This window comes from Paraconexibacter algicola, assembly GCF_003044185.1.
Classification (GTDB): domain Bacteria; phylum Actinomycetota; class Thermoleophilia; order Solirubrobacterales; family Solirubrobacteraceae; genus Paraconexibacter; species Paraconexibacter algicola.
Genome location: NZ_PYYB01000001.1, coordinates 257,051 through 282,701 on the forward strand (window position 1 = coordinate 257,051; position 25,651 = coordinate 282,701).

25 protein-coding genes are annotated in these 25,651 nt (G+C 74.2%); 7 read left to right on the plus strand and 18 right to left on the minus strand.

Annotated elements, in window-relative coordinates:
- The first annotated feature begins 15 nt into the window (after positions 1 to 15).
- Both C7Y72_RS22985 and C7Y72_RS01235 read left to right on the plus strand, forming a co-directional pair.
- The gene (locus C7Y72_RS22985; protein ID WP_158276563.1) at positions 16 to 210 is read left to right on the plus strand and encodes a hypothetical protein; all 195 of its coding nucleotides are present in this window, start codon (positions 16 to 18) and stop codon (positions 208 to 210) included.
- 41 nt (positions 211 to 251) lie between these two features.
- A complete protein-coding gene (locus C7Y72_RS01235; protein ID WP_107566804.1) occupies positions 252 to 674 on the plus strand; it encodes a hypothetical protein in 423 nt (140 codons plus the stop codon).
- 12 nt (positions 675 to 686) lie between these two features.
- Here C7Y72_RS01235 and C7Y72_RS01240 read toward each other — a convergent pair whose 3' ends face one another.
- Positions 687 to 1,451, minus strand: a complete 765-nt coding sequence (locus C7Y72_RS01240; RefSeq protein ID WP_107566805.1) for a sulfite exporter TauE/SafE family protein — start codon at positions 1,449 to 1,451, stop codon at positions 687 to 689.
- Positions 1,452 to 1,524: 73 nt separating this feature from the next.
- Here C7Y72_RS01240 and C7Y72_RS01245 point away from each other — a divergent pair, with 73 nt between their 5' ends.
- Positions 1,525 to 2,328 carry a tyrosine-protein phosphatase gene (locus tag C7Y72_RS01245; protein WP_107566806.1) on the plus strand — a complete coding sequence of 268 codons (804 nt, stop codon included), beginning with the start codon at positions 1,525 to 1,527 and terminating at the stop codon, positions 2,326 to 2,328.
- Between the two features lie 9 nt (positions 2,329 to 2,337).
- Here C7Y72_RS01245 and C7Y72_RS01250 read toward each other — a convergent pair whose 3' ends face one another.
- From C7Y72_RS01250 to C7Y72_RS01280, 7 genes are read right to left on the minus strand one after another with little or no spacing between them, the layout of a single operon-like run.
- A complete protein-coding gene (locus tag C7Y72_RS01250) occupies positions 2,338 to 3,255 on the minus strand; it encodes a uroporphyrinogen decarboxylase/cobalamine-independent methonine synthase family protein (protein WP_107566807.1) in 918 nt (305 codons plus the stop codon).
- A gap of 10 nt (positions 3,256 to 3,265) precedes the next feature.
- The gene (locus tag C7Y72_RS01255; RefSeq protein WP_107566808.1) at positions 3,266 to 4,663 is read right to left on the minus strand and encodes an MlaD family protein; all 1,398 of its coding nucleotides are present in this window, start codon (positions 4,661 to 4,663) and stop codon (positions 3,266 to 3,268) included.
- Between the two features lie 11 nt (positions 4,664 to 4,674).
- Positions 4,675 to 5,949, minus strand: coding sequence for an MlaD family protein (locus C7Y72_RS01260; protein WP_107566809.1), 1,275 nt, complete (start codon positions 5,947 to 5,949; stop codon positions 4,675 to 4,677).
- Positions 5,946 to 7,484 (minus strand): MlaD family protein, encoded by a 1,539-nt coding sequence (locus C7Y72_RS01265; protein ID WP_107566810.1) that lies wholly within the window; start codon positions 7,482 to 7,484, stop codon positions 5,946 to 5,948. The genes C7Y72_RS01260 and C7Y72_RS01265 overlap by 4 nt, the downstream gene beginning before the upstream one ends.
- Positions 7,481 to 8,869 (minus strand): MlaD family protein, encoded by a 1,389-nt coding sequence (locus tag C7Y72_RS01270; protein ID WP_107566811.1) that lies wholly within the window; start codon positions 8,867 to 8,869, stop codon positions 7,481 to 7,483. Before C7Y72_RS01270 ends, C7Y72_RS01265 begins: the two co-directional genes overlap by 4 nt.
- Positions 8,866 to 10,398: an MlaD family protein gene (locus tag C7Y72_RS01275; protein ID WP_107566812.1), complete on the minus strand. Its 1,533-nt coding sequence runs from the start codon at positions 10,396 to 10,398 to the stop codon at positions 8,866 to 8,868. Before C7Y72_RS01275 ends, C7Y72_RS01270 begins: the two co-directional genes overlap by 4 nt.
- Complete coding sequence (locus C7Y72_RS01280; protein ID WP_158276564.1) at positions 10,395 to 11,672, minus strand: MlaD family protein; 1,278 nt, start codon at positions 11,670 to 11,672, stop codon at positions 10,395 to 10,397. The genes C7Y72_RS01275 and C7Y72_RS01280 overlap by 4 nt, the downstream gene beginning before the upstream one ends.
- Positions 11,673 to 11,923: 251 nt before the next feature.
- Here C7Y72_RS01280 and C7Y72_RS01285 point away from each other — a divergent pair, with 251 nt between their 5' ends.
- Complete coding sequence (locus tag C7Y72_RS01285; protein ID WP_107566814.1) at positions 11,924 to 12,274, plus strand: hypothetical protein; 351 nt, start codon at positions 11,924 to 11,926, stop codon at positions 12,272 to 12,274.
- Between the two features lie 88 nt (positions 12,275 to 12,362).
- On the opposite strand, the gene C7Y72_RS01290 is transcribed toward C7Y72_RS01285, so the two are convergent.
- The 3 genes from C7Y72_RS01290 to C7Y72_RS01300 all read right to left on the minus strand — a co-directional run bounded on the left by C7Y72_RS01290 (position 12,363) and on the right by C7Y72_RS01300 (position 15,442).
- Positions 12,363 to 13,922 (minus strand): GMC family oxidoreductase, encoded by a 1,560-nt coding sequence (locus tag C7Y72_RS01290; protein ID WP_107566815.1) that lies wholly within the window; start codon positions 13,920 to 13,922, stop codon positions 12,363 to 12,365.
- A gap of 100 nt (positions 13,923 to 14,022) precedes the next feature.
- The gene (locus C7Y72_RS01295; RefSeq protein ID WP_107566816.1) at positions 14,023 to 15,132 is read right to left on the minus strand and encodes a DNA alkylation repair protein; all 1,110 of its coding nucleotides are present in this window, start codon (positions 15,130 to 15,132) and stop codon (positions 14,023 to 14,025) included.
- A 4-nt stretch (positions 15,133 to 15,136) separates the two neighbouring features.
- Positions 15,137 to 15,442 (minus strand): antibiotic biosynthesis monooxygenase family protein, encoded by a 306-nt coding sequence (locus tag C7Y72_RS01300; RefSeq protein WP_107566817.1) that lies wholly within the window; start codon positions 15,440 to 15,442, stop codon positions 15,137 to 15,139.
- A 493-nt stretch (positions 15,443 to 15,935) separates the two neighbouring features.
- Here C7Y72_RS01300 and C7Y72_RS22990 point away from each other — a divergent pair, with 493 nt between their 5' ends.
- A complete protein-coding gene (locus C7Y72_RS22990) occupies positions 15,936 to 16,298 on the plus strand; it encodes an HNH endonuclease signature motif containing protein (RefSeq protein ID WP_158276565.1) in 363 nt (120 codons plus the stop codon).
- A 290-nt stretch (positions 16,299 to 16,588) separates the two neighbouring features.
- The gene (locus C7Y72_RS01310; RefSeq protein ID WP_146175210.1) at positions 16,589 to 16,822 is read left to right on the plus strand and encodes a hypothetical protein; all 234 of its coding nucleotides are present in this window, start codon (positions 16,589 to 16,591) and stop codon (positions 16,820 to 16,822) included.
- Positions 16,823 to 16,915: 93 nt separating this feature from the next.
- Here C7Y72_RS01310 and C7Y72_RS01315 read toward each other — a convergent pair whose 3' ends face one another.
- From C7Y72_RS01315 to C7Y72_RS01340, 5 genes are all read right to left on the minus strand, one after another.
- Complete coding sequence (locus C7Y72_RS01315; protein WP_158276566.1) at positions 16,916 to 17,860, minus strand: TolB family protein; 945 nt, start codon at positions 17,858 to 17,860, stop codon at positions 16,916 to 16,918.
- Positions 17,861 to 18,416: 556 nt separating this feature from the next.
- On the minus strand, positions 18,417 to 18,791 hold the full coding sequence (locus C7Y72_RS01320; protein ID WP_107566821.1) for a type II toxin-antitoxin system VapC family toxin: 375 nt from the start codon (positions 18,789 to 18,791) through the stop codon (positions 18,417 to 18,419).
- Positions 18,792 to 18,797: 6 nt separating this feature from the next.
- On the minus strand, positions 18,798 to 19,028 hold the full coding sequence (locus tag C7Y72_RS01325) for a type II toxin-antitoxin system Phd/YefM family antitoxin (RefSeq protein WP_107566822.1): 231 nt from the start codon (positions 19,026 to 19,028) through the stop codon (positions 18,798 to 18,800).
- Positions 19,029 to 19,205: 177 nt separating this feature from the next.
- On the minus strand, positions 19,206 to 19,523 hold the full coding sequence (locus C7Y72_RS01330; RefSeq protein WP_107566823.1) for a hypothetical protein: 318 nt from the start codon (positions 19,521 to 19,523) through the stop codon (positions 19,206 to 19,208).
- Positions 19,524 to 20,110: 587 nt separating this feature from the next.
- On the minus strand, positions 20,111 to 20,980 hold the full coding sequence (locus C7Y72_RS01340; RefSeq protein WP_107566825.1) for a crotonase/enoyl-CoA hydratase family protein: 870 nt from the start codon (positions 20,978 to 20,980) through the stop codon (positions 20,111 to 20,113).
- Positions 20,981 to 21,063: 83 nt separating this feature from the next.
- On the opposite strand from C7Y72_RS01340, the gene C7Y72_RS01345 reads away from it, so the two are divergent.
- Positions 21,064 to 22,182, plus strand: coding sequence for a CaiB/BaiF CoA transferase family protein (locus tag C7Y72_RS01345; RefSeq protein WP_107566826.1), 1,119 nt, complete (start codon positions 21,064 to 21,066; stop codon positions 22,180 to 22,182).
- A gap of 41 nt (positions 22,183 to 22,223) precedes the next feature.
- Here C7Y72_RS01345 and C7Y72_RS01350 read toward each other — a convergent pair whose 3' ends face one another.
- Together C7Y72_RS01350 and C7Y72_RS01355 are read right to left on the minus strand one after the other, a co-directional pair.
- On the minus strand, positions 22,224 to 24,206 hold the full coding sequence (locus C7Y72_RS01350; RefSeq protein WP_107566827.1) for a coiled-coil domain-containing protein: 1,983 nt from the start codon (positions 24,204 to 24,206) through the stop codon (positions 22,224 to 22,226).
- A 75-nt stretch (positions 24,207 to 24,281) separates the two neighbouring features.
- Positions 24,282 to 25,628 carry a phytoene desaturase family protein gene (locus tag C7Y72_RS01355; RefSeq protein ID WP_233243683.1) on the minus strand — a complete coding sequence of 449 codons (1,347 nt, stop codon included), beginning with the start codon at positions 25,626 to 25,628 and terminating at the stop codon, positions 24,282 to 24,284.
- Positions 25,629 to 25,651: the final 23 nt, after the last annotated feature.

Genomic DNA, 25,651 nt, shown 5'->3' on the forward strand with positions numbered 1-25,651 from the left:
CGCGGTCGTGTAGCCGTGGATCGCCGCCTGGCCGACTACACCCGCGACATCGCCCCCGACGCCTGGCGGCGCATGCTCGTCCTCGTCCTCGACGGCCTGCGCGCCACCGGCACCGACGCCACCCCGATGCCCGCCGCCCCCGTCGACCAGGAGGACCTCGAGCGGGTCATGCAGGCCGCGGGCCACGCGGACCGCCGTCGCCGCGGCTGAGCGATCCCGTCGGGCCCCGTCGCCCGTATCCGTCCGGGACCATGCTGCTGGAGCTGCTGAACCTCGTCGACGTCGCCGTGCTCTGCGGCCTGATCTGGACGATCCAGGTCGTGCACTACCCGCTCTTCGCGCGCGTGCCCGAGCCCGCCTGGCCCGCCTACGAGGCCGAGCACCAGCAGCGGATCACCGTCCTCGTGCTGCCGCTCATGCTCGCGAACGTCGGCCTCGCCGCCGCGCTGCTCCTCGACGGCGGCGCGCCACAGGACCTCGCGATCGCCAACCTGGCGCTCGCCGGAGGGATCTTCGCCGCGACCGGCGCGGTCTACGCCCCCATGCACGGGCGGCTCGCCGCCCGCCACGACCCGGCGCTGCTCACGCGACTCGTGCGGCTGAACTGGCTGCGCACGCTCGCGTGGACCGCCCAGCTCGCCGTGGCGATCGCGCTGCTGGACGCGGCGGTCTGAGCGCCGGCGCACTCACAGCACGAGCTGCAGGATCGCCGCGAGCCCGACGACCACGACGAGCGCCCGCAGCGTCCCCGGCGCGAGCCGCCGACCGATCCGCGCCCCGATCACGCCACCGGTCGCCGCCCCGACCGCGATCAACGCCGCCGCCCCGAACGACACGTCCGCCACGAGCACGAAGACGAGCGCCGCCACCCCGTTGGCCGTCCCCGCCAGGAGGTTGCGCAGGCCCTGCAGGCGCGCCATGTCGTCCGGCAGCGCCGTCCCGAGCAGCGCGAACAGCAGGATCCCCTGCCCCGCCCCGAAGTAGCCGCCGTACACGCCGGTCGCCCCGATCCCCGCCCGCAGGCCGGCCGTGCCCTCCGCGTGGCCGCCCGCCGCCCGGCCCTCCCGCCGCCGCGCGACCCACGCCGCGACCCGCGGCTGGAAGACGACGAGCACGAGCGCACCCGCGATGAGCACGGGCACCACGACCGCGAAGAGGTCCTCCGGCAGCTCCAGGAGCAGGATCGCGCCGATCACCGACCCCGCCGCCGAGCAGGACGCCAGCAGCAGCGCGGACCGCCGGTTCTCCGCCAGCTCGCGGCGGTAGCCCCACGCCGCCGTGAACGAGCCCGGCACCAGCCCGAGGCCGTTCGTCGTGTTCGCCACCACCGGCGGGTAGCCGACCGCCAGCAGCACGGGAAAGGTCACGAGCGTGCCCGAGCCGATCACCGCGTTGATCGTCCCGGCGGCCAGGCCGGCGGCCAGGATCGCGATCGCCTCGAGGATCGTCATCCCGTCGGACCCTACGGACCGGGCAACGCGGCGGTCACGAGCCCGCGGTCCGCGTCCCGTAGCGTGTGCGGTGATGCCCGACACCGCGCCGCCCACCACGCCGATCGACCTCGACGGGACCGTCAACGCCCGCGACGTGGGCGGCATCCCGCTCGCCGACGGCAGCGGCGTGATCGCGCCCGGCGTGCTGCTGCGCGCCGACAACCTGCAGGACCTCACCGAGCGCGACATCGCCACCCTCGTCGAGGAGCTCGGCCTGCGGCTCGTCGTCGACCTGCGCACCGGCTACGAGCTGCGGTCGGAGGGCCCCGGCCCGCTCGAGCGCGACGAGCGCGTGCGGATCGAGCACCGCTCGCTCTACCCGGAGACCGGGGGCGGCACCGACCTCGACCTGCAGACCGTGCTGCCGTGGGGCGACGGCGTCGGCGCCGACCTGCCGCAGGAGACCCCGACCGTCCGCGCGTACCTCGGCTACACGCGCCGCCGCCCCGACTCGATCGTCGAGGCGCTGCGCGCGATGGCGCACACCGAGGGCGCCACGCTGGTGCACTGCGCCGCCGGGAAGGACCGGACCGGCACCGTCGTCGCGATCGCGCTCGCCGCGGCCGGGGCGGACCGCGACGCGATCGTCGCCGACTACCTGGCGACCGCGCAGAACATCGAGGCGATCGTGCAGCGGCTCGCCGAGACGAACACCTACGGCGCCGAGATGCGCAAGCACGACCCGTCGAGCCACGCGCCCGTCCCCGGCACGATGGAGCGCGTCCTCGAGCTCCTGGAGGCCGAGCACGGCAGCGTCGAGGCGTGGCTGCTCTCCGAGGGCCTGCGCCCCGAGGAGCTCGAGCGGCTGCGCGCGCGGCTGCGCCGGCAGGACTGACCCGCCGCGTCAGGGGGCGGTCGCGCGCGCCGCGTCCGCGCGCCGGCGCATCGTGCCGGCGACGTCGCGCAGGGCCACCGCGACCTGCCGCTCGCGCTCGACGCTCATCCGTCCCGTCCCGCACGACGCCGTCAGCAGGCTGCGTCCCGCGGTCCGGGGGACCGCCTCCACCGCGGCCGTGACCCGTCGGATGCCGTGCAGCGCGTACTCGGGCCGGTGGGCGGCGATCGCCCCCCACGCCACCCAGGCCCCGCGCGCGGCGAGCGCGTCGAGCGAGCGGGCCGCCCGCCCGTCGACGGGCGTGAACGCGAGGTCCAGCGACAGCAGGTCGGGGGCCGCTGCGTCGACCACGTCCCACGGCACCTCGCAGCAGCAGTGCAGGCCCCACGCGTCGGCGAGGTCGCGCAGCGGCGCCCAGGCCGCCTCGATGCCCGGGTGGGCGCAGAGGCCGAGCGCGGGCTCGTCGAGGACCAGCACCACGCCCGGGCCGCGCTCCCGGACCGCGTCGACCGCCTCCGCCGCGGCGTCCGCGAGCCACGTGGCGAGCTCCGCAGTCCGCGGGGACGGGGTCCCCGCGGGGGCGGACGCGTCCGTGGCCCGGTCGATCGCGCAGCCGAGCGTCACCGGCCCGGTCAGCTGGAGCTTCACGACGCCGTGGGCGGGCGGGCGCCGTTCGAGCTCCCGCAGGAACGCCGGCCACGCCGCCGGCTCCCGCGCCGCGCGCTCGGGCGTCCAGGTCCGCCGCGCCGCGACGTCCCCGAGCCACTCGTGCACCATGTCGCCGTCGTGGCGCGGCAGCTGCGGGCAGAACGGGACCGCGTAGGCGAGCGTCAGGTACTCGACGGCCGCGGCCGGGTCGGCGTGCGGCAGGCTGCCGATCCCGGTCGTCGCCCAGGACGGCAGCTGGTCCAGCAGCGGGAGCCGCACCCGCCCGCGCTCACTCGGGCGCGCGCGAGAGCTTCGGGAACCGCGAGACGCCGGCCCCGGCGTCGAACGGCTGCTGCTGCAGGCACGCGGGCGGCTGGCCGAGCGGCGGCACGACCTGCGGGTTGCCCGTGTTCGTGCAGTCGAAGGACTCGTAGCCACCGTCGGGCCCGATCTTCCGCTGCGCGAGCGGCGCCGGGTACGGGTTGGAGCGGTTGCTCGGTGCACGCTGCTCGAAGAACCCGAGCGTCTCGTTCCACACCGGCAGCAGCAGCCGCAGGTAGTTCGTCTGGCGGCCGCTGGCGGTCGGCGCCGTGCGGTTCGTCGCCGCCGCGACCTTCGCCCACGACTGCGTGAAGTCGGTGCGGTAGGCGGCCAGGAAGGCGGTCGCCGGCTCGAGGTCGCGCGAGAACGGCGCGAGGCGGTCGAACAGCGGGCCGGCGGCCTGCAGGATCGCGGTCGTCGCGGGCAGGCCGTTGCGGGCGGCGCTCAGCACGGGCGAGAGGTCGCGGGAGAGGTCGCGCAGGTCGTCGCCGAGCGCGGCGCCGCCGTCGAGGGTGGGCTTGAGGTCGCGGGCGACGGGGCGCAGGTCGCGGACCGCGGGCAGCAGGTCGCGGCTGAGCGCGCGGGTCGAGGTGGCGCTGCGGTCGAGCGCCTGCAGGAACGGCGGCAGCGCGCGCACGGTCGCGCGGAGGTCGTCGCGGCGCGCGGCGGTCGTGCGCAGCACCTGGTCGCCGGCGGTCACGAGCTCGCGCGTGGCCACGTCGCGACGCCCGACGGTGCGGAACACGGTGCCCGCGTCGCGGACGAGCCCCTGCACCGCGCGGGACTGCGCGTCGAAGGTCGCGAACACGTCCCCGCCGTCCTGCAGCAGCGGGCCGAGGTTGCCGACCGCGTCGTTGATGTCCGTGCCGCGGCCCTTCAGCGCCGCCGACCAGCCCTGCATCCAGCGCTGGAGGTTGCGCCGCGACGGGGCGTCGAACGCCTGCAGGACCTCGTCGAGTTCGACCGTCGACGCGACCTGCCCGCGGGCGAGCGTCCCGCCCTCGGGGATCTCGGGCGCACCGGGCGAGCCCGGGGTCATCTCGACGTAGATCTCGCCGAGCAGCGTCTTCTGGCGCAGGATCGCGCGGGCGTCGGCGCGCAGCGGCGCGTAGCGCGGGTCGATCTGCAGCGTGGCGCGGGTGCGGTCGCCGTCGCGGCGCTGGTCGACGACCTTGCCGATCGGCACGCCGGAGACCCGCACGTCGGCCTGCTCGGCGAGCTGCGTGGCCTCCGGGAACAGCACGTCGGCCCGGTAGCCCTTGGGCTTCAGCGGCGTCGAGCCGCCGAAGCTCACCCAGAGGAACAGCAGCAGCCCGAAGCAGGTCAGGGCGAACACGACCATGATGGCCAGCCGGCTGCGGGTCATCTCCGACGGGTTCACTTCGGGCACACCCCCAGATCGGCGAGCGGCTGCAGCAGCGGGACGAGCAGGCCGGCCTGGTTGACGTTCGCGCAGGAGACGATGACCTGCCCGCGCCAGGCGACGCCGTTGCCGTCGTTGGTCGAGAGCATGGAGGTCGTGTTGTGGCCGAACCAGGCGAGCCAGAAGAGGTAGCCCTCCTCCTTGCCCGGCGGGTTGTAGGCGATCGTGTTCACGACCCGGCCCAGCACCGCCATGCTGCGGTCGAGGTCGGCGGTCACCGGGGTCAGGGCCTTGACCGCGGCGGCGGTCTGCCGGGCGGTCGGGCGTGCCTCGCGCGAGAGGCCGCGCAGCTCGCGGACGGCGGGGCCGCCGGTCCGCGCCAGGGACGCGAGGTCCTGCAGCGCGGGCCGCAGCCGGCGCGCGGTCGGCTCCAGGCGCGTCAGCGCGGGCTTCAGGTCACGGGCCAGCGGGCGGGCGGCGGCCAGCGCGCCGTCGACCTCCCCGAGCGTGCCGGGCAGCTCCGCGAGGCCGCGGCGCAGCGCGTCGTCCTCGCTGGCGATGGCGGCGAACGTCGTGTTGCCCTGCGACACCAGCGCCTGCAGGTCGTCGGACTGGCCGGCGACGCGGCCCGACAGGGACGCCAGGCGGCTGACGAGGCGGCGCAGCTCGACCCGACGGCCTCGCAGCGCGGCGGTGAGCTCCTTCGTGCGCGCGAGCGTCGGCTGGCTGGTCTTGAGGATCTCGCGGAGGTTCAGCGCGCGGTCGCCGGCGAGGCCGTCGCCGAGGCCCTGGACGAGCGCCTGCACGTACCCGCGCGTGTCGCCGTCGAGGCCCGCGAGGACCTCGTCGACGTTCACGGTCGGCGTCGCGCGGGACACGGGCAGCACGTCGTCGGAGCCGAGCTTCGGCGCCGACGGGGTCCCCGGGTCCATGTCGATCGTCATGTCCTGCAGGCCGGTGCGGGGCCGCACGAGCACCTTCGCGTCGGCGTGCACCGCGTCGAGCTTGTTGCGCTCGATGTCCATCCGGACGACGGCGCGGCCGTTCACGAGGTCGACGGCGCCGATCTCGCCGACGTTGACGCCCGCGACCGTGACCGTCTGCCCCTGGCCGGGGGTGATCGCCTGCGCGGTGGGCAGCTCGACCTTGACGCTGTAGAAGTCCTCCCAGGGCAGCCGCAGCCGCTGGTTGACGAGGATGTAGCTGCCGACGGCGACCGCGGCGATGAGCAGGCCGAAGATCGCGAGGATCGTGACCGAGTACTTGCGCAGCTGCTGGCGGAGGTTCATCGCGACCCCTTCGCGTCGGCGGCGCGCTCGCGGGTCAGGGCGCGGCGCAGCTTGCCGTCCTTCGTCAGCGACTGCAGGCGCTGCACGGCCTTCCCGACCGAGGTGCCCAGGGCGCTGCGCGTGGCCCCGGAGATGCGGCGCTGGTTGGCCGGGGCGGGCACCGAGTCGGCCCGCAGGTCCGGCAGGTCCTGCTTCAGGCAGTCGGCGCCGGGGGCGAACGGCGGCACCTGGTTGGGCGTGTACCGCGGGCGCGCCCCGAGCAGCGGCTCGGAGGTGAGCGACACGAGGTCGCCGACGCCGGGCAGCGCGGTCGAGACGAGGTTCTCGCCCCCGCCGGCGTGGTAGCGGACCGCGGCGCCGTTGGCGTCGAAGCTGCTGCCGGCCGAGGCGAGCCCCGGGCCGATCATCGCGATCTCCTGCCAGACCGGGCGGCCGGTGGAGAGCGCCCCGTCGTCGACGGACTTGTTCAGGGTCGGCACGACGTTGCGCGAGACGCAGCGGGCGATCGGGTCGATCCGGCCGAGCAGCGTGTCGAGCGCCGGCTGCAGGGTGCGCAGGCCGCTGACCGCGGGCCGCAGGTCACGCACGAGCGCCGGCAGCTCGCTGGGCGCCAGCAGGCCGGCGGTCGAGCGCACGAACGGGCGGGCCGTGTCGATCGCCCCGGGCGCAACCCGCAGCGCCGGGCGCAGCGCCGAGGCGAAGCGGCGCAGCGGCGGCAGCGCGCCGCGGAGGTCGGCGAGCGCCGGACGGGCGGTCGAGAGCGTGCGGTCGAGGCCGCGCAGCGTCGCGGCGAGGTCGTCGCGCGACGCGGCCAGCGTCGTCACGGTCTGCGCGAAGCCGGTGACGAGGCCCGCGAGCTCGCCGTCCCGGGCGGCGAGCGCGTCGGACACCTTCGCCTGGGCCTGCACGAAGCGGGTCAGGTCGCCGGGCTTCTGGCCGCGCGCCGCCTCGCTGACGATCGCGGTGCCGGTGAAGGCCCCGGCCCAGTCGGCGAAGCCGGCGTTCACGGCCTCGGCGCCGCCGCCGTCGAAGGCGGTGGCGAGGTTCTCCACCGTCGCCTGGACGTCGGCGCGCGAGTTGCTGCGCAGGGCGCCGAGCACCTCGTCGAGCTGCACCGCGACGGCGGTCTGCCCGATCGGGATCGTCCCGTTGTCCGGGACCTCCCCGGCGCCCGGGGTGCCGGGTCGCACGTCGACGAAGAAGTTGCCCTCCAGGAACAGCCGCGGACGGATCTTCATCGTCGCGTCGCGGTGGATCGGCCGGCCCTTGTCCTCGAAGCGCAGGCGCGCGACCGCGGTGCCGCCGGGTCCGCGCTCGACGCGCACGACCTTGCCGACCTCGACGCCCGCGATCCGCACGGGCGAGCCGCCCTTGATCTCGGTGGCCGCCGAGGTGAACACGGCGTCGACCTCGTACTGGGGCTTGAACGGGACCCGGAACTTCGTGAAGCCCAGGTAGGTGAAGGCGGCGACGAAGACGAGCGCCAGCGCCCCGGCCTTGAACGGGCTCATGCCCGGCTTGACCCCGCGCCTCATCGACCCGCCCCCTCGACGAACGTGGGCGGCGAGGTCTTCTCGGTCGCGCCCGGCTGCACGCCCGGTGCGGGCCCGATCTGCTGGCCCGGCACGAACGTCTCGTTGCCCGGCTCGCACTCGCCGCCGGCGCCGGTGTCGGCGACCGGCATCGCGTGGAGCGTGCGCGACGCACGGGCGCTCTGGAACATCTCCTCGCCCTGCACGATCGGGATGAAGCGGAACCAGGTGCCCATCGTGTCGCCCTCGCTGACGACCTGCGGGACGTTGCGACCCCAGAGGCCGAGGTAGTTGCAGCGGGTCTGGAACGGCGCGATGACCTCGAGCGCGGTGCCGAGCGACCGCACGCTGGTGGTGAGGTGGCGCAGGGCGACTGGCAGCGACGCGCGACGCGAGAGCGCGTCCAGGCGCGACAGCGTCCGGCGCAGGTCGGTGCCCAGGCGCGGGGCGCGGCGCAGCACCGGGGTGGCGGCCTGCAGGCCGGCGGTCAGGCGGTCGGCGGAGCCGCGCAGGACGGCGACCGCGGGCCGCGCGTCGCGCAGCAGGCCGGCGGCCTCGGCCAGCAGCGGGCGGGCCTCGCGGAAGCCGGCGGCCGCGTTGCGCTGGGCGCCCGGGGCGACGACGAGGGTCCGGTCGATCGCCGCGTCCTCGGCGCCGAGCGCCTCGAACGTGCGCGCGCCGGCCTCGAACAGGCTGCCGAGCTGCGGCGTGACGGGCGCGAGCGCGGCGGTCGTGGCCCGCGCGCCCTGCAGGAAGCCGCGCAGGTCGGTGGTGTCCGACCGCAGGTTGGCCGCGACGGAGCGCAGGTCGGTGGCGACCTGCGGGAGCGCGCCGATCGCGTCGCTGAGGTCGGGGCCGCGGCCCGCGAGCCCGCTGCCGAGCTCGCGCACGACGCCGCGCACGCCGGCGCGGGTCGGGGCGTCGAACGCGGAGATCGCGTCGTCGAACGCCACGACGCCGGTGGACTGGCGCAGCGGGATCTCGCCGCCGGCGGCCAGCTCGCGGCTGCTGCGCCCGGGGATCAGCTCGAGGTACTTCAGGCCGAGGTTCGAGCGCTGCCGCACGATCGCCCGCGTGTCCGCGGCGAGCGGCTGCGCGGCCGTCTCGAGCGCCACGTCGATCCGCGCGGCGGGCAGGGCGTCGCCCCGGCCGGGCTCCGCGGTGATCGCCTTCACGACCCCGACGCGCGAGCCGCCGATCCGCACGTCGTTGCCGGGCACGAGCTCGGCGGCGTCGGGGACGACGACCTCGAGGTCGTAGGTCGGGACGAACGGCAGGCCGTTGTTGGCGTTGTAGGAGAGGAACACCGCGACGACGACGATCAGCGTCGTGATCGCGCCGATGAGCACCGGGTTGGCGGCGAGCGAGCTGTTGCGGCGGCGGTTCATCGGCCCCCTCCGAGCAGCGAGCCGAGCAGGGACTGCAGGTCCGGCGCGGGCGTCGGCGAGGCCTGCGGGTCGCGCTTGCCGGTGAGCCCGCCGAGCAGCCCGTCGAGCGTGTCCTGGAGGGCCTTGGGCAGATCGCCGACGACCTGCGGCACGGACGGGAGCTTCGGCGTCGCGGGCGCCGTCGGCTTCCCGGTCTGGGGCGACGGCGTGGGCGTCAGCTGCGGCGTGGCGGACGGGGTCTTCGGCGCCGCGGCAGGGGTCGTGCCGGCGCGCTCGGGCGTCTCGCGCGCGGCGCGGCGCCCGGCGGTCCCAGCGCCGGCGGCGAAGTGCGCGTCGCACGCCTCGGTGGTGACGACCGCGTACAGGTTGCAGGACCCGTCGACGATCGCGTACGCCGGCAGGATGTGCGAGACGCTGTCGTAGCGGGCCAGCGCGGCGGTCGCCCAGTAGACGAACCGCAGCACGCCCTCGACGGCGCCCTGGTCGCGCGAGCTCTCGAGGAAGGCGGCGAGCTGCGTGCCCGCGGGCCCGGCCGTCTCGGCGAGGCGCCGCAGGCGGCGGATCTGCGGCGCGGCGGGCTTCACCGCGCGCCGGCCGGCGGCCGCGGCGGTGCCGAGCTCGCGCAGCGCCGGGCGGGCGGCGGTCGAGAACGGGCTGAGCGCGCCGACGAGCCGCGTGGCCGACGGGGCGGCCGCCGTGAGCTGCCGCACGACCGGCGCGCCGTCCTCCCCGAGGCGGCGCAGCTCGCGCAGCGCGGGCCGGGCCTGCGCCAGGAAGCCGGGGAGCTCGCGCAGCGTCGACCGCAGCTCGGCGTTGCGCCGGGCGGTCGGGCGGGTCGCGGCGGCGGCACCGCTGATGAAGTCGGCGACGTCCTCGCGGCGGCCGTCGAGCTCGCCGATGACGGTGTCGGCCTCGCCGATCAGCGTGCGGATCGTCTGGCGCTCGCCGTTGACGAGCGTCAGCAGGCGCTCGGTCTCCTTGAACGCCGGGTCGGCCTGGCGGATCGCCTCGTCGAGGTCGTCGCCGCGGCCGGCGAGGCCGCCGCCCAGCGCGCTGAGCAGCAGCGCGGCGCGGGTCGTCGTGGGCTGGCGGAAGGTCGCGAGGACGAGGTCGAGGTCGACGGGCGAGCGCGTGTTCTGGAGCGGCACGGTCGGCGTGTCGCTGCCCGCGGGCACGCGCAGCTCGCCGGCGTCCGGGGTGCCCGGGGTGCACTGGACGAACTTCTCGCCGATCAGCGACTGGGGCTGCACGGTGCAGTCGGCGTCGGCCCGGAAGGGCGCGAACTTCGGGTCGACCCGCATGCTGATGCGGGCGCGGCGGTCCTTCGTGAGCGACACGTCCTCGACGCTGCCGACCTTGGCGCCGGCGATCTTCACGTCCTGGCCGGGGATGAGGAAGCCGGCGTTGCGGAAGATCGCGTCGACGCGGTAGTCCCCGCCGTCGGTCTCGCTGCCGCCCGCACCCGAGAGCACGACGCCCAGCAGGAGCGCGGCGACCGCCAGCAGCCCGATGCGCAGTCCGAGCTTCATGGCGCGTTCCCCGGGTCGCAGGGGAAGCCGGGCGTCGGCGTGTTGTTCGGCGAGCTCGTGACCTGCCGGTAGGCGCCGCCGGCGCAGCGCGACGTGCGCCCGTTCTTGAACGGCAGCGGCAGGCCCTTGGTGAGCCCGGAGAGGGCACCGGTGAGCGACAGCTGCGAGGCGACGGGCGTGATCCGCGCGTACGGGCCGTTGGCGTCGTAGGAGTTGACCTGCTGACCGCCGAAGCCGGTGACGACGCCGTGGTAGACGTCCGGCAGGTACGGCAGGACGCCCTGGACGATCGGGTCGGCGTCGGCGAGGGCGGTGCGCGTCGCGGTGAACGACGCGAGCGCCGTGTCGCGCAGCGCGGGCATCCGCCGCAGGACCGCGCCAAGGTCGGGCAGCAGGCCGCGCAGCGAGGCGATCGCCGGGCCGGACCGGTCGAGCACGGGCTGCAGGTCGCGGACCAGTCCGGCGGCGCGCGGGGCGACGGGCCGCAGCTCGCGGGCGGCCGGCCGCAGCGCGGTGAAGGTGCGGTCGAGGTCGTTCAGCGCGCCGGTCGCGTCGGCCAGCGTCCCGGGCGCGCGGCGCAGGACGCCCTCGAGCGACTGCTGCTCGTCCGCGAGCGTGCGGGCGGTGGTGGCGGCGCCGGCGAGGCCGCGGTCGAGGTCCGCGTCGCGGGAGGCGACGGCGGCGACGACGGAGGCGGTGCGGACGAGGAAGCCGCGCAGCGCGGTGTTGTCGCGGCCCAGGTCGCGGCTGAGCAGGTCGAGCTGGGAGAGCGCCGGGTTCAGGGCGACGAGGCCGCGGTTGGCCTCGGCGGCGGCGCCCTCGTAGATCGCGGCCTGGTTGCGCAGCAGGTCCTGCGCGGCGTTGCGGGTCTGGGCGTCGAGGGTCGCGAGGAGGCTGTCGATCTCGACGACGGAGTTCGTGCGCGCGGTGGCGAGCGTGCCGCCGTCGGCGATCTCGGGCGCGTTGTTGGGCCCTGGGTGGAGCTGGATGAACCGGTTGGCGACGCTCGAGAGCGAGGCGACGCGGATCTCCGCGCGGGTGCCCTCGTGCAGCGGCGTGAGGTCCTCGTCGGTGATGCGGACCTTCACCTCGGCCGCGTTGTCGTCGGCGAGCACGATGTCGTCGACGGTGCCGACCGGCAGGCCACCGACCTTCACCTCGTTGCCCTTGACGAGCTGGGAGGCGTTGTCGAACCGGAGGGTGAGACGGTACTCGTCACCGCCGCGCGTGAGCACGAGAGCGGCGGCCGCGATCGCGACCACCAGCGCTGCCACAGCGACGATCCTCCCCTGCACCGTTCGTGGTTCTCCCTCTGATCGCGGATTCCGTCACACCGGAATTCCGCATGAACAACACCCTTTCGGAAACGTATCTCATCGTTCGCGCAAGACCGCCGGTTGCCTGCGCGTCGGCGCTCGTCGGCCCCGGTTCCGGCGCACGCGCGCCCGCGCGGGCGTGTGACCTCGGCCGGTCTGCGGCGTACTCCAGAGGCCGTCCCGCTGCACCCGACCTCCCAGGAGACACCGTGCCCGACCTCAGCAAGACCGCCCAGCAGACGCTCGGCGGGGTCACCAAGGACCTGATCGAGAACCCGCTGGTCACCGGGGCGATCACGCAGATCCTCAGTGCGCGCGAGAAGGCCGTCGCGGCCCAGGAGGTCGCGATGAGCGGCCTGAACATCCCCTCCGCCGCCGACATCGAGCGCCTGACCCGGCGTCTGCGGTCCGTCTCCCAGCGCCTCGAGGGCATCGAGGACCAGCTCGACGGCGTCGCGCAGAGCCGGTCGACCAAGCGCATCGAGGACCGTCTCGAGGCGATCGAGGCGCAGCTCGCCGAGATCACCGCCGCGCTCGGCGCGGCGACCGCGAAGTCCTGACGTCCCGCCGCCCGGTCAGCCGACGTCCGCCACCGTGACGTCGGCCTCGACCGGGCGCGTCGCCGCGCCCGGTCGGCGACGCCGCGGCTCAGGCCGGGACGGCGGCGTCCTCGCGCACGAGGTCCGCGGCCTTCTCGGCGATCATGATCACCGGCGCGTTGGTGTTCCCGCGCACGATCGTCGGCATCACCGACGCGTCGGCGACGCGCAGGCCGTCGATCCCGTGGACCTTCAGGCGCGAGTCGACGACCGGCCCGATCGCCGCGGTCGACGTCGGGTGGTAGATCGTCATCGTGTTCTCGCGGATGAACGCCCAGAGCTCCTCGTCGGTCGCGTCCTTGGCGGGCGCGACGAACCGGCCGGTGATGATCTCCTGCATCGCGGGCTGCTCGGCGATCTCCAGACCCAGCCGCACGCCGGCGAGGATCGTCTGGCGGTCCTCCTCGGTCGTGAGGTAGTTGTGGATGATCCGCGGCTTGGAGTACGGGCTCGCGGAACGCAGCGTCACCGAGCCGCGACTGGTCGGCTTGACGACCCCGGGACCGAACGCGACACCGTGCTCGGTCGCGACGCCGAGGCCCTCTTCGAAGAAGAACACCGGCGCGCAGTGGAACTGGCAGTCGGGCCCGTCCAGGCCGGGCCGCGTCCGGATGAACGCGCCCGCCTCGGCGATGTTCGAGGTCAGCGGCCCCTCGCCGTCGACGCTCATCCGCTCGACGTTCTCGTCGGTCATCGCGGTCAGCAGCGACTCGACGTCGGTCTTGTAGTTCATGAGCGTCATGCAGTGGTCCTGCAGGCCCTGCCCGACCGGCAGGTCCTTCACGACCTCCAGCCCGAGCGCCTCGAGGTGCTCGCGCGGGCCGATGCCCGACAGCATCAGGATCTGCGGGGTCTGGTACGCCCCGGCGGTGAGGATGACCTCGCGCTCGGCGAGGATCTCGAAGTGGTCGGGGTGGTCGACGTGCACGCCCTTGCAGCGGCCCTGCTCGATGATCAGGTCGGTCACCATCGCGTCGGTGATGACGGTCAGGTTCTCGCGGCCCTCCGCCTGCCGCAGGAACGTCGCGGAGGTGCTCGCGCGCATCCCGTCCTGCTGGGTCGTCTGGTAGCGGCCCACGCCCTCCTGGCGGGCGCCGTTGAAGTCGGGGTTCTCCTCGTGGCCGGCCTGCTTGGCCGCCTCGACGAAGGCGGTGGCGAGCGGGTGCATCGAGCGGCTCTCGCGCACCGGGAGCGGGCCTCCGGCGCCGTGGTAGAGGTCCTCGCCGCGCTCGTTGTCCTCGGAGCGCCTGAAGTAGTCCAGGACGTCGTCGTAGCCCCAGCCCTCGGCGCCCATCGCCGCCCACTCGTCGTAGTCGGCGCGGTTGCCGCGGATGTAGACCATGGCGTTCATGGAGCTGCAGCCGCCGAGCATCTTCGCGCGCGGCAGGTAGCAGCGGCGGTTGTTCAGCGCCGGCTCCGGGTCCGTCGACATGTCCCAGTCGCGGCGGCCCTTGAACAGCGCGCCGAACGCGGCCGGGATCTGCACCTCCATGTCCTGGTCGTCGCCGCCCGCCTCCAGCAGCGCGACCTTCACGGACGGGTCCTCGGTCAGGCGCGCGGCGAGCACGCAGCCCGCGGATCCGGCGCCGACGATCACGTAGTCGAACATCTCTCTCCTCTGGGTTGACCCTCGCGGCCGACCGTACCCCAGGCGCGGGCACCGGATCCTGGGGGTTCCGCACAACCTGGCGCGCCGGGCGTCTGGGGTTCTACGGGAGGAGCTGCACCTCGGCCCGGCCGTGACGGTGACCGTTGACCTGCAGCTCGACCACGTGCGGGCCGGGGTGGTGCCGTCGGGTCGTCCGCTGCGCGAACGACCGGCGGGCCGTGAGCGTCGCGGTCTCCCCCGGGGCCAGCGTGCGGGTCGCGAGCTTGAAGACCTTCGGCGCGGTCGCGCCCGACGCCTTGACGTAGTGGACGACGTAGTCGATCGCGAGCGCGACCGGTGCGTCGCCGGCGTGGGCGAGCGTGCAGGTGAGCGTGAGCTCCTCGCCGATCCGCAGCGCCGTGCGGTCCGGGACGGGCCCGGTGATCGTCAGGCCGGGCGGCGGCGGGCCGAAGCCCTGCAGCGCGAGTGCCCGCGGATCGCCGGCCTTGACGGCGGTCCGCAGGGCGTGGCGGACGAGCCGCGCGGTCGGCACGTCGCCCGGTGCTCCGGCCAGCCACCGTCCGGCGACGGCGATGGCGAGGTCCGCGTCGATGCGCGACAGGTCGTTGAGGTGGTTGGCGACCGAGCGGCGCACGTACTCGGCGGGGTCGCGGTGCAGCGCGTCGAGCAGCCCGACGGTGGCGTCGGGCCGCGCCCGCAGCGCCGGGACGCGGACCGCCCACGGCAGGTTCGGCCGGGTGCCCTCGCTGACGAGGCGGCGGACGTGCTCGTCGGGGTCGTCGGTCCAGCCCGCGAGGTGCGCGAGCGTGCGGTCGGGGTCGCGCAGCAGGAAGCGGCGGATCGCCGCCTCGGCGGTCAGGCGCGGGGTGAGCGCACGCAGGAGCTCGAGCCCGGCGACGAGATCGCGGTCGTCCGGGGCCTCGAGCGCGCGGACCGCCGCCGCGTCGGCGACCGCCCAGATCATCCAGCCGCGGAAGCGGTCGTCGGCGAGCGCGGCCCGCAGGACGGCGTCGAACGCGGCGAAGTCCGCGGGCAGGCCGGCGAGCGTCGCGTCGCGGATCGCGGCCGAGCGCTCTCCGAGCGCCTGCCCGTCGAGCGCCCCCGCGACGGCCGCGAGCTCGTCCAGCGGGCGGTCGGGAGCCACCCCGTGCAGCACGTCGCGCAGGGTCTCGACGACCTCGCGACCGAGCAGCTCGTCCGCGAACGGCACCGCGTCAGTCCTTGGACTCCAGGACGTCGAACGACCAGATCTCGCTGTTCGTGCCGACCGGACCGTCGCTGCGGTGCTGGGCGTGCCCGGCCGCGAAGTCGGGCGAGGCGACCCAGGCGCGGAAGTCCTCCTCACTGCGCCACTTCGTGATCACGAGGCAGACGTCGCGGTCGTCGTTGGGCCGCAGCAGGTCGAAGGACTCGAACCCCTCCGCCTCCTCGACCCTGCCCGCGCGGGTCGCGAACCGCCGCTCGAACTCGTCGAACCGCTCCCGCGGAACGGTGATCGCGTTGATCTTCACGATGCTCATGCCGGGGATCCTGTCAGCCCGCGGTGGCCGGGCCGCGGGTCACCGGCCGACGACGTGCGACGGGCCCCGTCTGCGGAGCTCGATCGCGTCGATCGTGCCGGAGCGGAGTGCCTCGACGGCCTCCGGAAGACCACGAGCCGGGTCGTGTCGTCGTCGGCGGCGCATTGTGCCGCTGCGTCTGGGTCGAGCGGGCCGGGTTCGCGTCGGCGGACAGCGACCGTCGCTTCGCGCGAACCCGCGCAGCCCTCGTCAATCAGCGGTCGAGTCCGACGCTGACGGGGATGACCGGCGCGGCCCTCATCGTTCTGCGTGGCCGCACGGCGGGCTGGCGGATCTCGCGCATTGCGATAGCGGCGGGGAAAGGCTTCCGCGGAAGCCTCGTCGGCCGAATTGGGTGAACGAAAGCCCATGTGCGGTCATCGCCCCACCCAGTTCGCGCACTCGGATCCGCGTGCGAGCGGGAGCGCCTGGACGCAGTCGGTACCTTCGCGGTGTGACGCCCGACTCGTCGAGAAACCGAGCCGATCTGCGACGAGATTCGGCGCTTCAGCGTCGCTTCCGGGTGCGTCTGATCGAAGAGCGTGGGCACCGTTGCGAGCAGTGCGGCAACGCCGAGAAAGTCGAGGCGCATCATCGCGTGCCGCTGAACCAAGGCGGTACGTGGGACTTGGAGAACGGCCAGCTCCTCTGCCCTGAGTGCCATAAGTCGACCCGGTCGTTTGCTTGGAAGATTCAGCGCGGGGACGGCACGCCCACGCGGGATGTTCTGTTCGAGGCCATTGCTCAGCTCGTGGAGTACGGCGGTTTGACCGAAAGCGAGGCGACGGACGCGCGCAATCGCCTTCGGAACTACTAGATCCGGGGACAGTCTTTCCCGCGAGGACCGCTGCGGGAGCCCGGGCAGGTGCTTCGAGCCGCGCAACGCGTCGGGGTCTGGCATGCGGAACGCCGGTCCAGGGGCAAACTGGGTTGCTCGGTCGGAGGCTGTGCTTCGATTTCGCTCTGGCGAGCTCGCCGTCGTAGAGTCGGCCCGTGCCGGAGTCCACTGAGCCGATTGGTGCGCCGCGGCTTCGTGTCACGGAGAAGCGGGAGTACCAAGGCCCTGTCGGTTGGTCGCTCCCGCAGCGAGCGCGCGAGTTGGCGGTCGTGCTCTTCGTCGAGTTGGTCGACGTGAAGGTCTCCGTGCGTCCTGCGGGACGGCTAGAGCGCGTCACCGTGGAGGTCTGCGGCGACTGGAAGAAGGTCAACCGTTTCTGGCGGCGTCTGGACGAGGTCGCCGACGCCGGCGGGCAGACGGACGGCGCCGGCCGTGCCACGGTGCGCGCTGGCGGGCGGTGGTCGCTGCGAGCGCTTCTCGATTCGATCCTCTCCGGCAGCTAGCCGCTGCCCACTCCGCACTCACAGCGGGGGTCACGCGAAAGAGCACTAGCGAATTCGCGTGATTGCAGCGGCGGGGTTCCCCCGGTGGCTCCGTTAGCCAGAGCCGGTCCAAGACGCGACCACTGGGCCTGGCGCGATCTCAGCGGGAATAGCTCCTGGGCTGTCGAGTGCAATCTGCGTGAGCGAGTCGTTGCTCCGTGCGAGCATGGTTCTGCCGTCGCGCGAGAAGTCGAAGATGCGCTGCACGGGCTCGGAGATGGCGACGACCTGACCCGTCGCGGTGTTCACTCGTACGGCTCGTTCTTGCAGACCGGCAGAGGACTGCGCTCCCAGCATGCGCGTCTTGGAAAGCCATCGCACCGGGCGCAGAGATCCCGTCATGTCTCCAAAGGCTCGCGCCCCGGCACACGCGAAGCCAATCCTCGAAGGAAACGATTCGTAGCGATTGCCGACAAGCAGCGTGAACGCCAGACACCCGGCCTGGTGACCCCAGACTGGATCGGCACCGTCGTATCGACGGACGACGGTCGCATGAGCCCCGGGCTTGGCATCCATGACGTGCAGCGAGGAGTCATCGATACCCCTCGTGCTGAACGCGATCCGCGTCCCGGCAGGAGACAGCGCGATCCCGGCGATGCTGTTGCTGCTCGGGCGGTACCTGCGCAGCAGGGAGGAGCGGCGCACGCGCGTGTCGTACAGGGTGATCTGGTTGCCGACGGCGCTCGTGGCAACGTAGCGCGAGTCCGCCGACCACGTGGTCCTGTTGAAGAGCGGATCCGATCCAACCCCGTGGCCCCTCGCGATGACGCGCTGCTTCCCGCCCCGGTACGGCACGAGTCGAACCTGCGTCCCGCCGCGGCTGACGAACGCGACGCGTCGTCCGTCAGGAGAGACGTGCGGGTCGACGCCGCTGGCCAGACGGCGCGGTGGCGAGTCGTCGGTCCTGGCCATGATCGCCCCGTCGGACGACTCGTAGACGACCTGCCGCGCCTCCGCTGGGGAGGACACAGCAAGAACGACCACCGTCAGACCACTCATCGCCAACGCCCGACACATGACCTGTGAAACGCATTGGCTGAACGGGAGTAGCGCACTGAGGCCTGCTGATCGCTTCCGGCGTGGAAGCGGGCGGGCGCACATCGCACGTGTCGACGGCGCTACTCGGGAGCGAACGCGGAGCGACCGCCTGGATCGTGAAGAGCTTCACCGAGCCGACCCAGTTTCAAGTTCGCGCGCCAACCCGCGGGGGCACCCGACAGCTGGACTCCGGCACGACGATCGAACCGAAGTCCCTTGTGCGTCGCGGGGCGCGACAGGTGTGTTGGACAGTCGCCGACGACCGGCGCTGCGCGACGCTGCCGACGGTCTAACCCTCGCTCGCCTCGAAGGCAGCGCCGCGCCGGTGAGCCGACCGCATTGGTACGGGTTCGCGTCGTGGCCAGCCTGTGCGGCGGCGGCGATCTTCGCGCGCCCTTTCGCGTGAAAGGGAGCGTCGCGCGATTCCGCAGTTCGGTCGAGATCCTCGGCGAACCCGGAGAGGCCGTTAGCGCCGTCCGCGACGAGGGAACGACGTTCGCGGCAGACGCTCCCGTTGCTACCAGGCGATGGCGGCCCCGTACGCATGCAGCGCGGGGACGCGGGAGAGCAGTATTGCGTCCTCGGTGAGCGCCTGCGCGACGAGCAGTCGGTCGAACGGATCGCGGTGATGATCTGGGAGGTCCCCGACCTTCGCGGCGTGCCGCAGGGTGATCGGAAGTTCGTTGGCGCCGCCGGCGAGCAGCGTCTGGCTCCATGTCGGCGGGACGGTGAGCTTGCCCAGGGCCTGTTTGACGGTGATCTCCCACATCACCACCGCGCTGAGCAGGACCTGAGCGTCGGAGGCGAGCATCAGCCGTTCAGCGGTGGTGCCGAAGCGGTCGTCGTCGGAGACCCACCACAACGCAGCGTGCGTGTCCAGCAGCAGTTTCACGGCGCTTCAGCCGAAGGCCTCGGCGAATCCGTCCGGCAGATCGTCGAAGTCCTCGGCCATCGTCACCTGACCGCGCAGGGCGCCGCGCACCGCGGCCATCGACGAGGTCGGGGTCAGGGGGGTCAAGCGCACCACGGGCTTGCCTCGACGAGCGATCACGATCTCCTCGCCGGCCTCCGCGCGCTCGACCAACTGCGAGAGCTTGGTCTTGGCCTCATGCATGCCTACCTGCGCCATAGCGTCAGGCTAACCGATCTAGCTAGACCTGGCTAGAAGTCAGCGTCGAGGGCGATCGTCGCGCCACGCGCGCTCCCGCCACGCGCGAGCGACAGCCCGGCTCGGGTCGGCGGCGGACCGCCCTTACGTACCTGATGGGACGTTTGTCAGGGGACTCAACCCGCCGGCGCGCGCCGATCAGAGCAGCCCGAGGAGCGCCCAAAGCGCGAACGCGACCGTGAACACCAGCGCGACCGCAACGGTCCCGTCCCTGACGTTGCGCGCGTTCGGTCGCCAGCTCCTCAGCAACGGAAGGCTGCGAGCGGTCCATACCCCTCCGGCGACCACGAAGGCCAAGAGCAGCGGAACTCCCAGACCCAACACGACGATGGCCGGCAGCTCCCAGTCCAGAGCCCACACGGGGACGTGGAGGAGCGACAGCAATCCGAAACAGACGCTTGCCACCTCGCCACTGGTCTGCCGCGTCGCGTCGACCTCGGTCGTTTCATCGCGCATCTGTCGCGACTCTACCTCCGCCTCGCGCGACGGCTGCGCTGTCGCTCCCGCGTGGAAGCGCTCGTGGCCCGCACCGAGGTTCAGCTGAACCGCGCGTCCTCTCCAGCCGGCGCGCCGACGGGGCTGCCGGGCGCTGGACGGCTTGTCGATGAGCCCTCGGCGCGCGGCGGGCTAACACGGACTCTTGATGGTGGCGATCCCGCTGCCCCTGAGGCCTACCGCGTTCGTCGGGCTCTCGCACACCCATCCGTCGGTGACCGGCCGGCACTCCGGACGCTCACCGAGGCTGGGGCAGCGTCGGACCGCTTCGACGCGGGCCTCGTCCCGGGTGAGCCCGCCGCGCCGCTCGGCGTCCCCGCCGTCGCAGCCGCCGACGGCCCCGCAGAGAACCGTCACAGCGAGCACCTTGCGCACGGAGACCACCGTAGCCGTTCAACTGGACCCGGGCGGACGCCGACCTGCCCGCGGTCGACCATCGGGGACCTCCGCTCAACCGGGCGTGGACCGTGCCCTCTGCGCGCCAGCTCATCGCGTTGGTGAGCTGGCGCGCACTCGTGCGGCGTTCGGCCCGGGCGGCGCACCGCGGGTCAGCTGGACCGCGTCTCGTACGTCGGCTCCACCCAGCCGGGGAAGACGTCGGGGAGGTCGGTCGAGACGCGGTCCGGGAACGCGGCCGGGCGCTTCTCGAGGAACGCCGTCACGCCCTCGATCGCGTCGGCGGCCCGGCCGCGGGTCGCCATCCCGTGGGACTCGGCGCGGTGGGCCTCCATCGGGTGCGCCGCGACGAGCCCGCGCCAGAGCATCTGGCGGGCCAGCGCGACCGACACCGGCGACGTGTTCTCGGCGATCTCGCGCGCGAGGCCGCGCGCGGCCTGCAGCAGGCCGCCGTCGTCGTGCAGGCTGCGGACGAGCCCGCCGCGCAGCGCCTCCTCGGCGTCGAAGACCCGGCCGGTCATCACCCACTCCGTCGCCTGCGCGATGCCGACCACGCGCGGCAGGAACCAGGTGGACGCCGCCTCGGGCACGATGCCGCGGCGCGCGAACACGAACCCCATCCGGGCGCTCTCCGCAGCGAGCCGCACGTCCATCGGCAGCGTCATCGTCGCCCCCACCCCGACCGCCGGGCCGTTGATCGCGGCGATCACCGGCTTCTTCGACGCGAAGATCCGCAGGCTGACCTCGCCCCCCAGATCGCGCGGGACGGATCCCGCGTCGGCGCCGTGGGCCTCGGCGTCGAAGGACGCCCCGCCGCCGCTGAGGTCCGCCCCGGCGCAGAACCCGCGCCCGGCCCCGGTGACGATCACGGCGCGTACGTCGTCGTCGGCGTCGGACGCGTCGAACGCGGCGATGAGCTCGCGCCCCATCGTCAGCGTGAAGGCGTTGAGCTGCTCGGGCCGGTCGAGCGTTAGCGTCAGGACGCCGTCGGCGACCTCGTAGCGGATGGTCTCGAAGTCCATCGGCCGACCGTACCCGCCGAACGTACCGAACGCCTGACCGGTAACCGACGGCGTTGGTGGACGATCCATAAGCTGCGGCCCCTATGAGCCTTCCTCCCCGTACCGGTCCCCTCACCGGCGTCCGCATCCTCGAGGTCGGCGGCATCGGCCCGAACCCCTTCGCCGCGATGCTGCTCGCCGACCTCGGCGCCGACGTCCTGCGCCTGGACCGTCCCGGCCAGGACCTCTTCCCGGCCCAGTTCAACCCGACGCTGCGCGGCCGCGCGACCGTCGCGGCGAACCTCAAGTCGCCCGAGGCGATCGAGTCGATCCTCACGCTCGCCGAGCAGGCCGACGCGCTGATCGAAGGATACCGCCCCGGGGTCATGGAGCGGCTCGGCCTCGGTCCGGACGTCGTGCACGCGCGCAACCCGCGGCTCGTCTACGGCCGCATGACCGGCTACGGCCAGGAGGGCCCCATGGCCCCGGTCGCCGGTCACGACATCAACTACATCTCGCTCGCGGGCGCCCTCGGCCCGGCGCAGCGCACCGGCGAGAAGCCGATGTTCGCGCTGAACCTCGTCGGCGACTACGGCGGCGGCGCGATGTTCCTCGTCATGGGCGTCCTCGCCGGGATCATCGAGGCACGCAGCTCCGGACAGGGCCAGGTCGTGGACGCGGCGATGGTCGACGGCGCCGCCGCCCTCACCGCGATGTTCCACGGCATGCGCGCGGGCGGCATGTGGAAGGACGAGCCCGGCACGAACCTCCTGGACTCCGGCGCGCACTTCTACGACACCTACGAGACCTCCGACGGCGGGCACGTGGCCCTCGGCGCGATCGAGCCGCAGTTCTACGCGCGGCTGCTCGAGCTGCTCGAGATCCCCGCCGAGGAGATGCCGCAGTTCGAGATGGGCCGCTGGCCGGAGTACAAGGAGCGCCTGACCGCGCTGTTCAAGACGCGCACGCGCGCGGAGTGGGCGGCGCTGCTGGAGCCCGAGGAGACCTGCGCGACCGGGGTGTACGGCCTCGGCGAGGCGGCCGAGCACCCGCACATGGCCGCCCGCGGCACGTTCGTGGAGGTCGACGGGATGGTGCAGCCGCAGGCCGCGCCGCGGTTCGACCGCACGCCCGGCGAGGCGCGCCCGGCGGTGAAGGACACCGCCGCGGTCCTCGCCGACTGGGGCCTGGACGAGGCCCAGCAGGCCGCCCTCGGCGGCTGAGCGACGGACGCCCCGGGCGGTGCCGGCCGCCCGGGACGCGCCTACGCGTCGGTGGACGCGGGCGCGGGGTCGGCGCTCGCGCGCGCCTGCGCCTTCAGGCGCTCCAGGCGGGCGCTGAGCGCGTCGAGGGTCGAGGCTCCCGCCTCGTCGGGGACGGGGACGCCGGCCGCGTCGGGCTCGAGCGCGCGGTCGCCGCGTGGCGCGTCGTCGTGGCCGTGCGCGTCGTCCTGGGTCTGCGCGGCGGCCCGCGCGGAGGCGAGCTCCGCGCGCAGCTCCTGCGCCACGACGCTCACGCGGCGCAGCATCGCGTCGCGGCGGGCGAGCTCCTCCTCGAGCTCGGCGCAGCGGGCGGCGCTCGCCTCGGCGGCCTCGCCCGCGCGCTCGATCCGCGCGCCGAACGCGGCGAGCGCCGCGCGGATCTCGTCCCGGTCCTCGCGCTCGGCCTCGGCCTCGGCGCGGCGGGTGCGCTCCTGCGCCAGGCACTCCTCGAGGATCGCGATGCGGTCGTTCAGCGTCGTGCGCTCGGCGGCGAGGTCCTCCCGCAGCCGGCCGGTCGCGGTGGCGAGCTCGTCGCGCAGGACCCCGAGCTTGCCCTGCAGGTCACGCTGGATCTCCTGGCGCAGGCCGCGCTCGGCCCGCAGGGCGGCCTGGCCCGCGGCCTCGACCTGGGCGACCCGCCGCTCGAGCTCGCCGCGCTCGTGCTGCTCGAGCGTCAGGCGCGCCCCGAGCGCGCCACGCTGGACGCGCTCGTCGTCGAGCGCGCGCTGCGAGCTGGCGAGCCCGACCTGGGCGGCGGCGATCTCGCGCTGCGCGCCGACGAGCGACTCCTGGTAGGCGCGCACCTGCGCCTCGAGGCGATCGATCTCCAGGCGCCGGGCGGCGAGCTCCCCGCGCGTGGCCCGGTGCCCGTCCTCCTCGGCCTCCAGACGCCGGGCGAGCTCCGCCCGGGCGGCCTCGGTCGTCTGCAGGGCGCGACCCCGGACCGCCAGCTCCTCGCGCATCGTGGCGGCGCTCGCCTGCTCGGCCTCCAGGCGCCCGGCGGCCTCGGCCAGCGCGTCGGCGGAGCGGCGACGCTCCTCCTCGAGCCGCTCGGTCGCCTGCGCCGCGGCCTGCGCGGAGCGGCCGCGCTCGGCGCGCAGCCGGCCGTCCGCGGCGGCGAGGGCCTCGGCGGAGCGTCGGCGCTCGGCGTCCAGCTCGGCGGCGGCGGACCGGCCGAGGGCGGCGACGGTCTCCTCGCCGGCGGCGGTGAGCGTCGCGAGGTCGCGTGCGGCGGCCTCGGCCGCGGCACGGGCCTCGTCCTCGGTGCGGGCGAGCGTGGACTCGAGCCGCTCGGCCTCGACGGTCAGCTCGGCGATGCGCGCCTCGTCGCGCTGGGCCTGCAGCTCGGCGCGGGCGGCGCGCTCGGCCGCCGCCTCCCGCTCACGCTCGTGCTCGGCGCGCAGCAGGTCGGTCGCCCGCTCGGCCTCGCGGCGGTCCTCGTCGGCCTCGGCGAGCGCGGCGCGCAGCGCGTCGAGCTCCTCGCGCAGCCCGTCCGTCAGGGCGGTCAGCTCGTCGTGCTGGGCGGCGAGCGCCTCCTCGTACTGGCGCCCGCGGGCCTCCGCGTCGGCGACGAGCTCGGCGACCACGGCCTCGCGGTCGGCCCGCTCGGCGTCCAACTCCTCGACGATCGTCCAGAGCTCCGCCTCGACCGCGGCGATCGCGGCACGCCGCTCCTCCGCCAGCTGCCGCAGCCGGGCCGCCTCCGCCGCGACGGCGTCGCGGTCGGCGACGAGGCCCGCGACCTGCCGGTCGCGATCGGCACGGAACCGCTCGAGGGCGGCGAGGTGCTCGCGGCGCTCCCCGTCGACCTCGGCGCGCAGGGCGGCGAGCGCCTCGCGCGTCTGGGACAGGTCGCCCGCGAATCCGGGCCGGGGATCCTGGGCGAGCGCGAGACGCGGGCGCTCCTCCCGGGTCGTCAGCAGGGACGCGGCGCGCTCGTGCAGCTCGCGGATCCGCTCGGCCGACGCGGACGACGGGTGGGTCATCCGTCCAGTGTGACGCCCGACAAGCGCGCCTGCCAGTCGTACATCCGGACGGTCCTTGTGACCGGTCGGCCTAGGTCATCCGGAGGATGCGGCGACGCCGAGGAGCTCGTCGGCGACCTGCTTGGCGGTCACGGCGCACGCCTGCGTGCCGCCGTCGCCGTAGTCGCGGACGCCGTCGCCGACGTGCAGCAGGTTGTCCAGCGGCGTCTCGCGGGGCAGCTCGTACCCGGACGCGGCACGCTGCGCCGGCCAGTCGCCGCGCATCACGCGCGCATCGACGACGCGGGTCTCCGGGTGCGCCATGCCGGGCAGCTCGGCACGCAGCTCCTGCAGCGAGGCCTCCAGCTCGGCGTCGGCGTCGAAGTCCCCGATCGCCGGGACGGGCACGGCGTAGACGACGGTCAGGTGCCAGCCCTCCGGCGCGAGCTCCGGGCAGGTGGCGGTCATGTTCCCGGCGTTGCAGATCCGGTCGGTCGCGCTGAAGACGATCAGCCCGGGCGTGTCGAGCAGCGGCTCGCGCGAGGCGACGTGGATGATGATGTTCGCGCTCGGCCGCGACCGCTCCCGGATCGAGGCGACGTAGTCGGCGGGCAGCGCGTCCTCGCCGACGAGGTCGATCGTGGCGACCGGTCCGACGTTGCTGACGACCGCGCCCGCGCGGACGGTGACGGTGCGCCCGTCGGCGCGGCGGACGACGGCGCCGGTCGCGCGGTCGCCCTCGGTGGTGATCCGGGTGACGGTGGCGCCGGTCCAGACCTCCGAGCCCTCGCGGGTCACGACGTCGGCGATCGCCTCGCAGACCGCGGCGGTGCCGCGCGGATGGAAGCCGAAGTTGCGGAACGCGCCCTTCTGGGTGAAGTAGGTGAGGAACGCCTTCGCCGGGATCTCGTTCGCGTTGACGGCGAAGATCGCGGCGCTGAGGTTGCGGAACAGGCGGTGGACGGTCTCGTTGGAGGTCGCGCCCGCGATCCAGTCGGCGAGCGTCACCTGGTCCTCGGGCAGCTCGCCCTTGCGGGCACTGCCGAGCCCGGCGAGGACCTTCGCGCCCTTCTTCGTGATCTGGTCCAGGAGGAAGGCCCAGCCGCCCTTGGCGGGGTTGACGGTGCGGCCCTTGATCCGGAAGACGTTCGCGGGCTCCGGGTAGCGGATGTCGAGCGTGGCGCCGAGGTCGGTGAACGTCTGCTCCATCATGCCGCCGTTCTCGATGGCGATGGCCCCGGTGTTGATCGTGAAGCCGTCGACCTCGAAGCTCGACGCGCGCCCGCCGACCCGCTCGCCGCGGTCGACGAGGAGCACGCGCTGGCCGCCCTGCGCGAGGCGCGCGGCGACGCAGACCCCGCCCATGCCGGCCCCGACGACGAGGACGTCGACGGTCTCGACCTCCTGCTCGGACATGTTGTCCAGACGTTCCGTCTCGCTCATGGGAAGAGCCTACCGCAACCTCG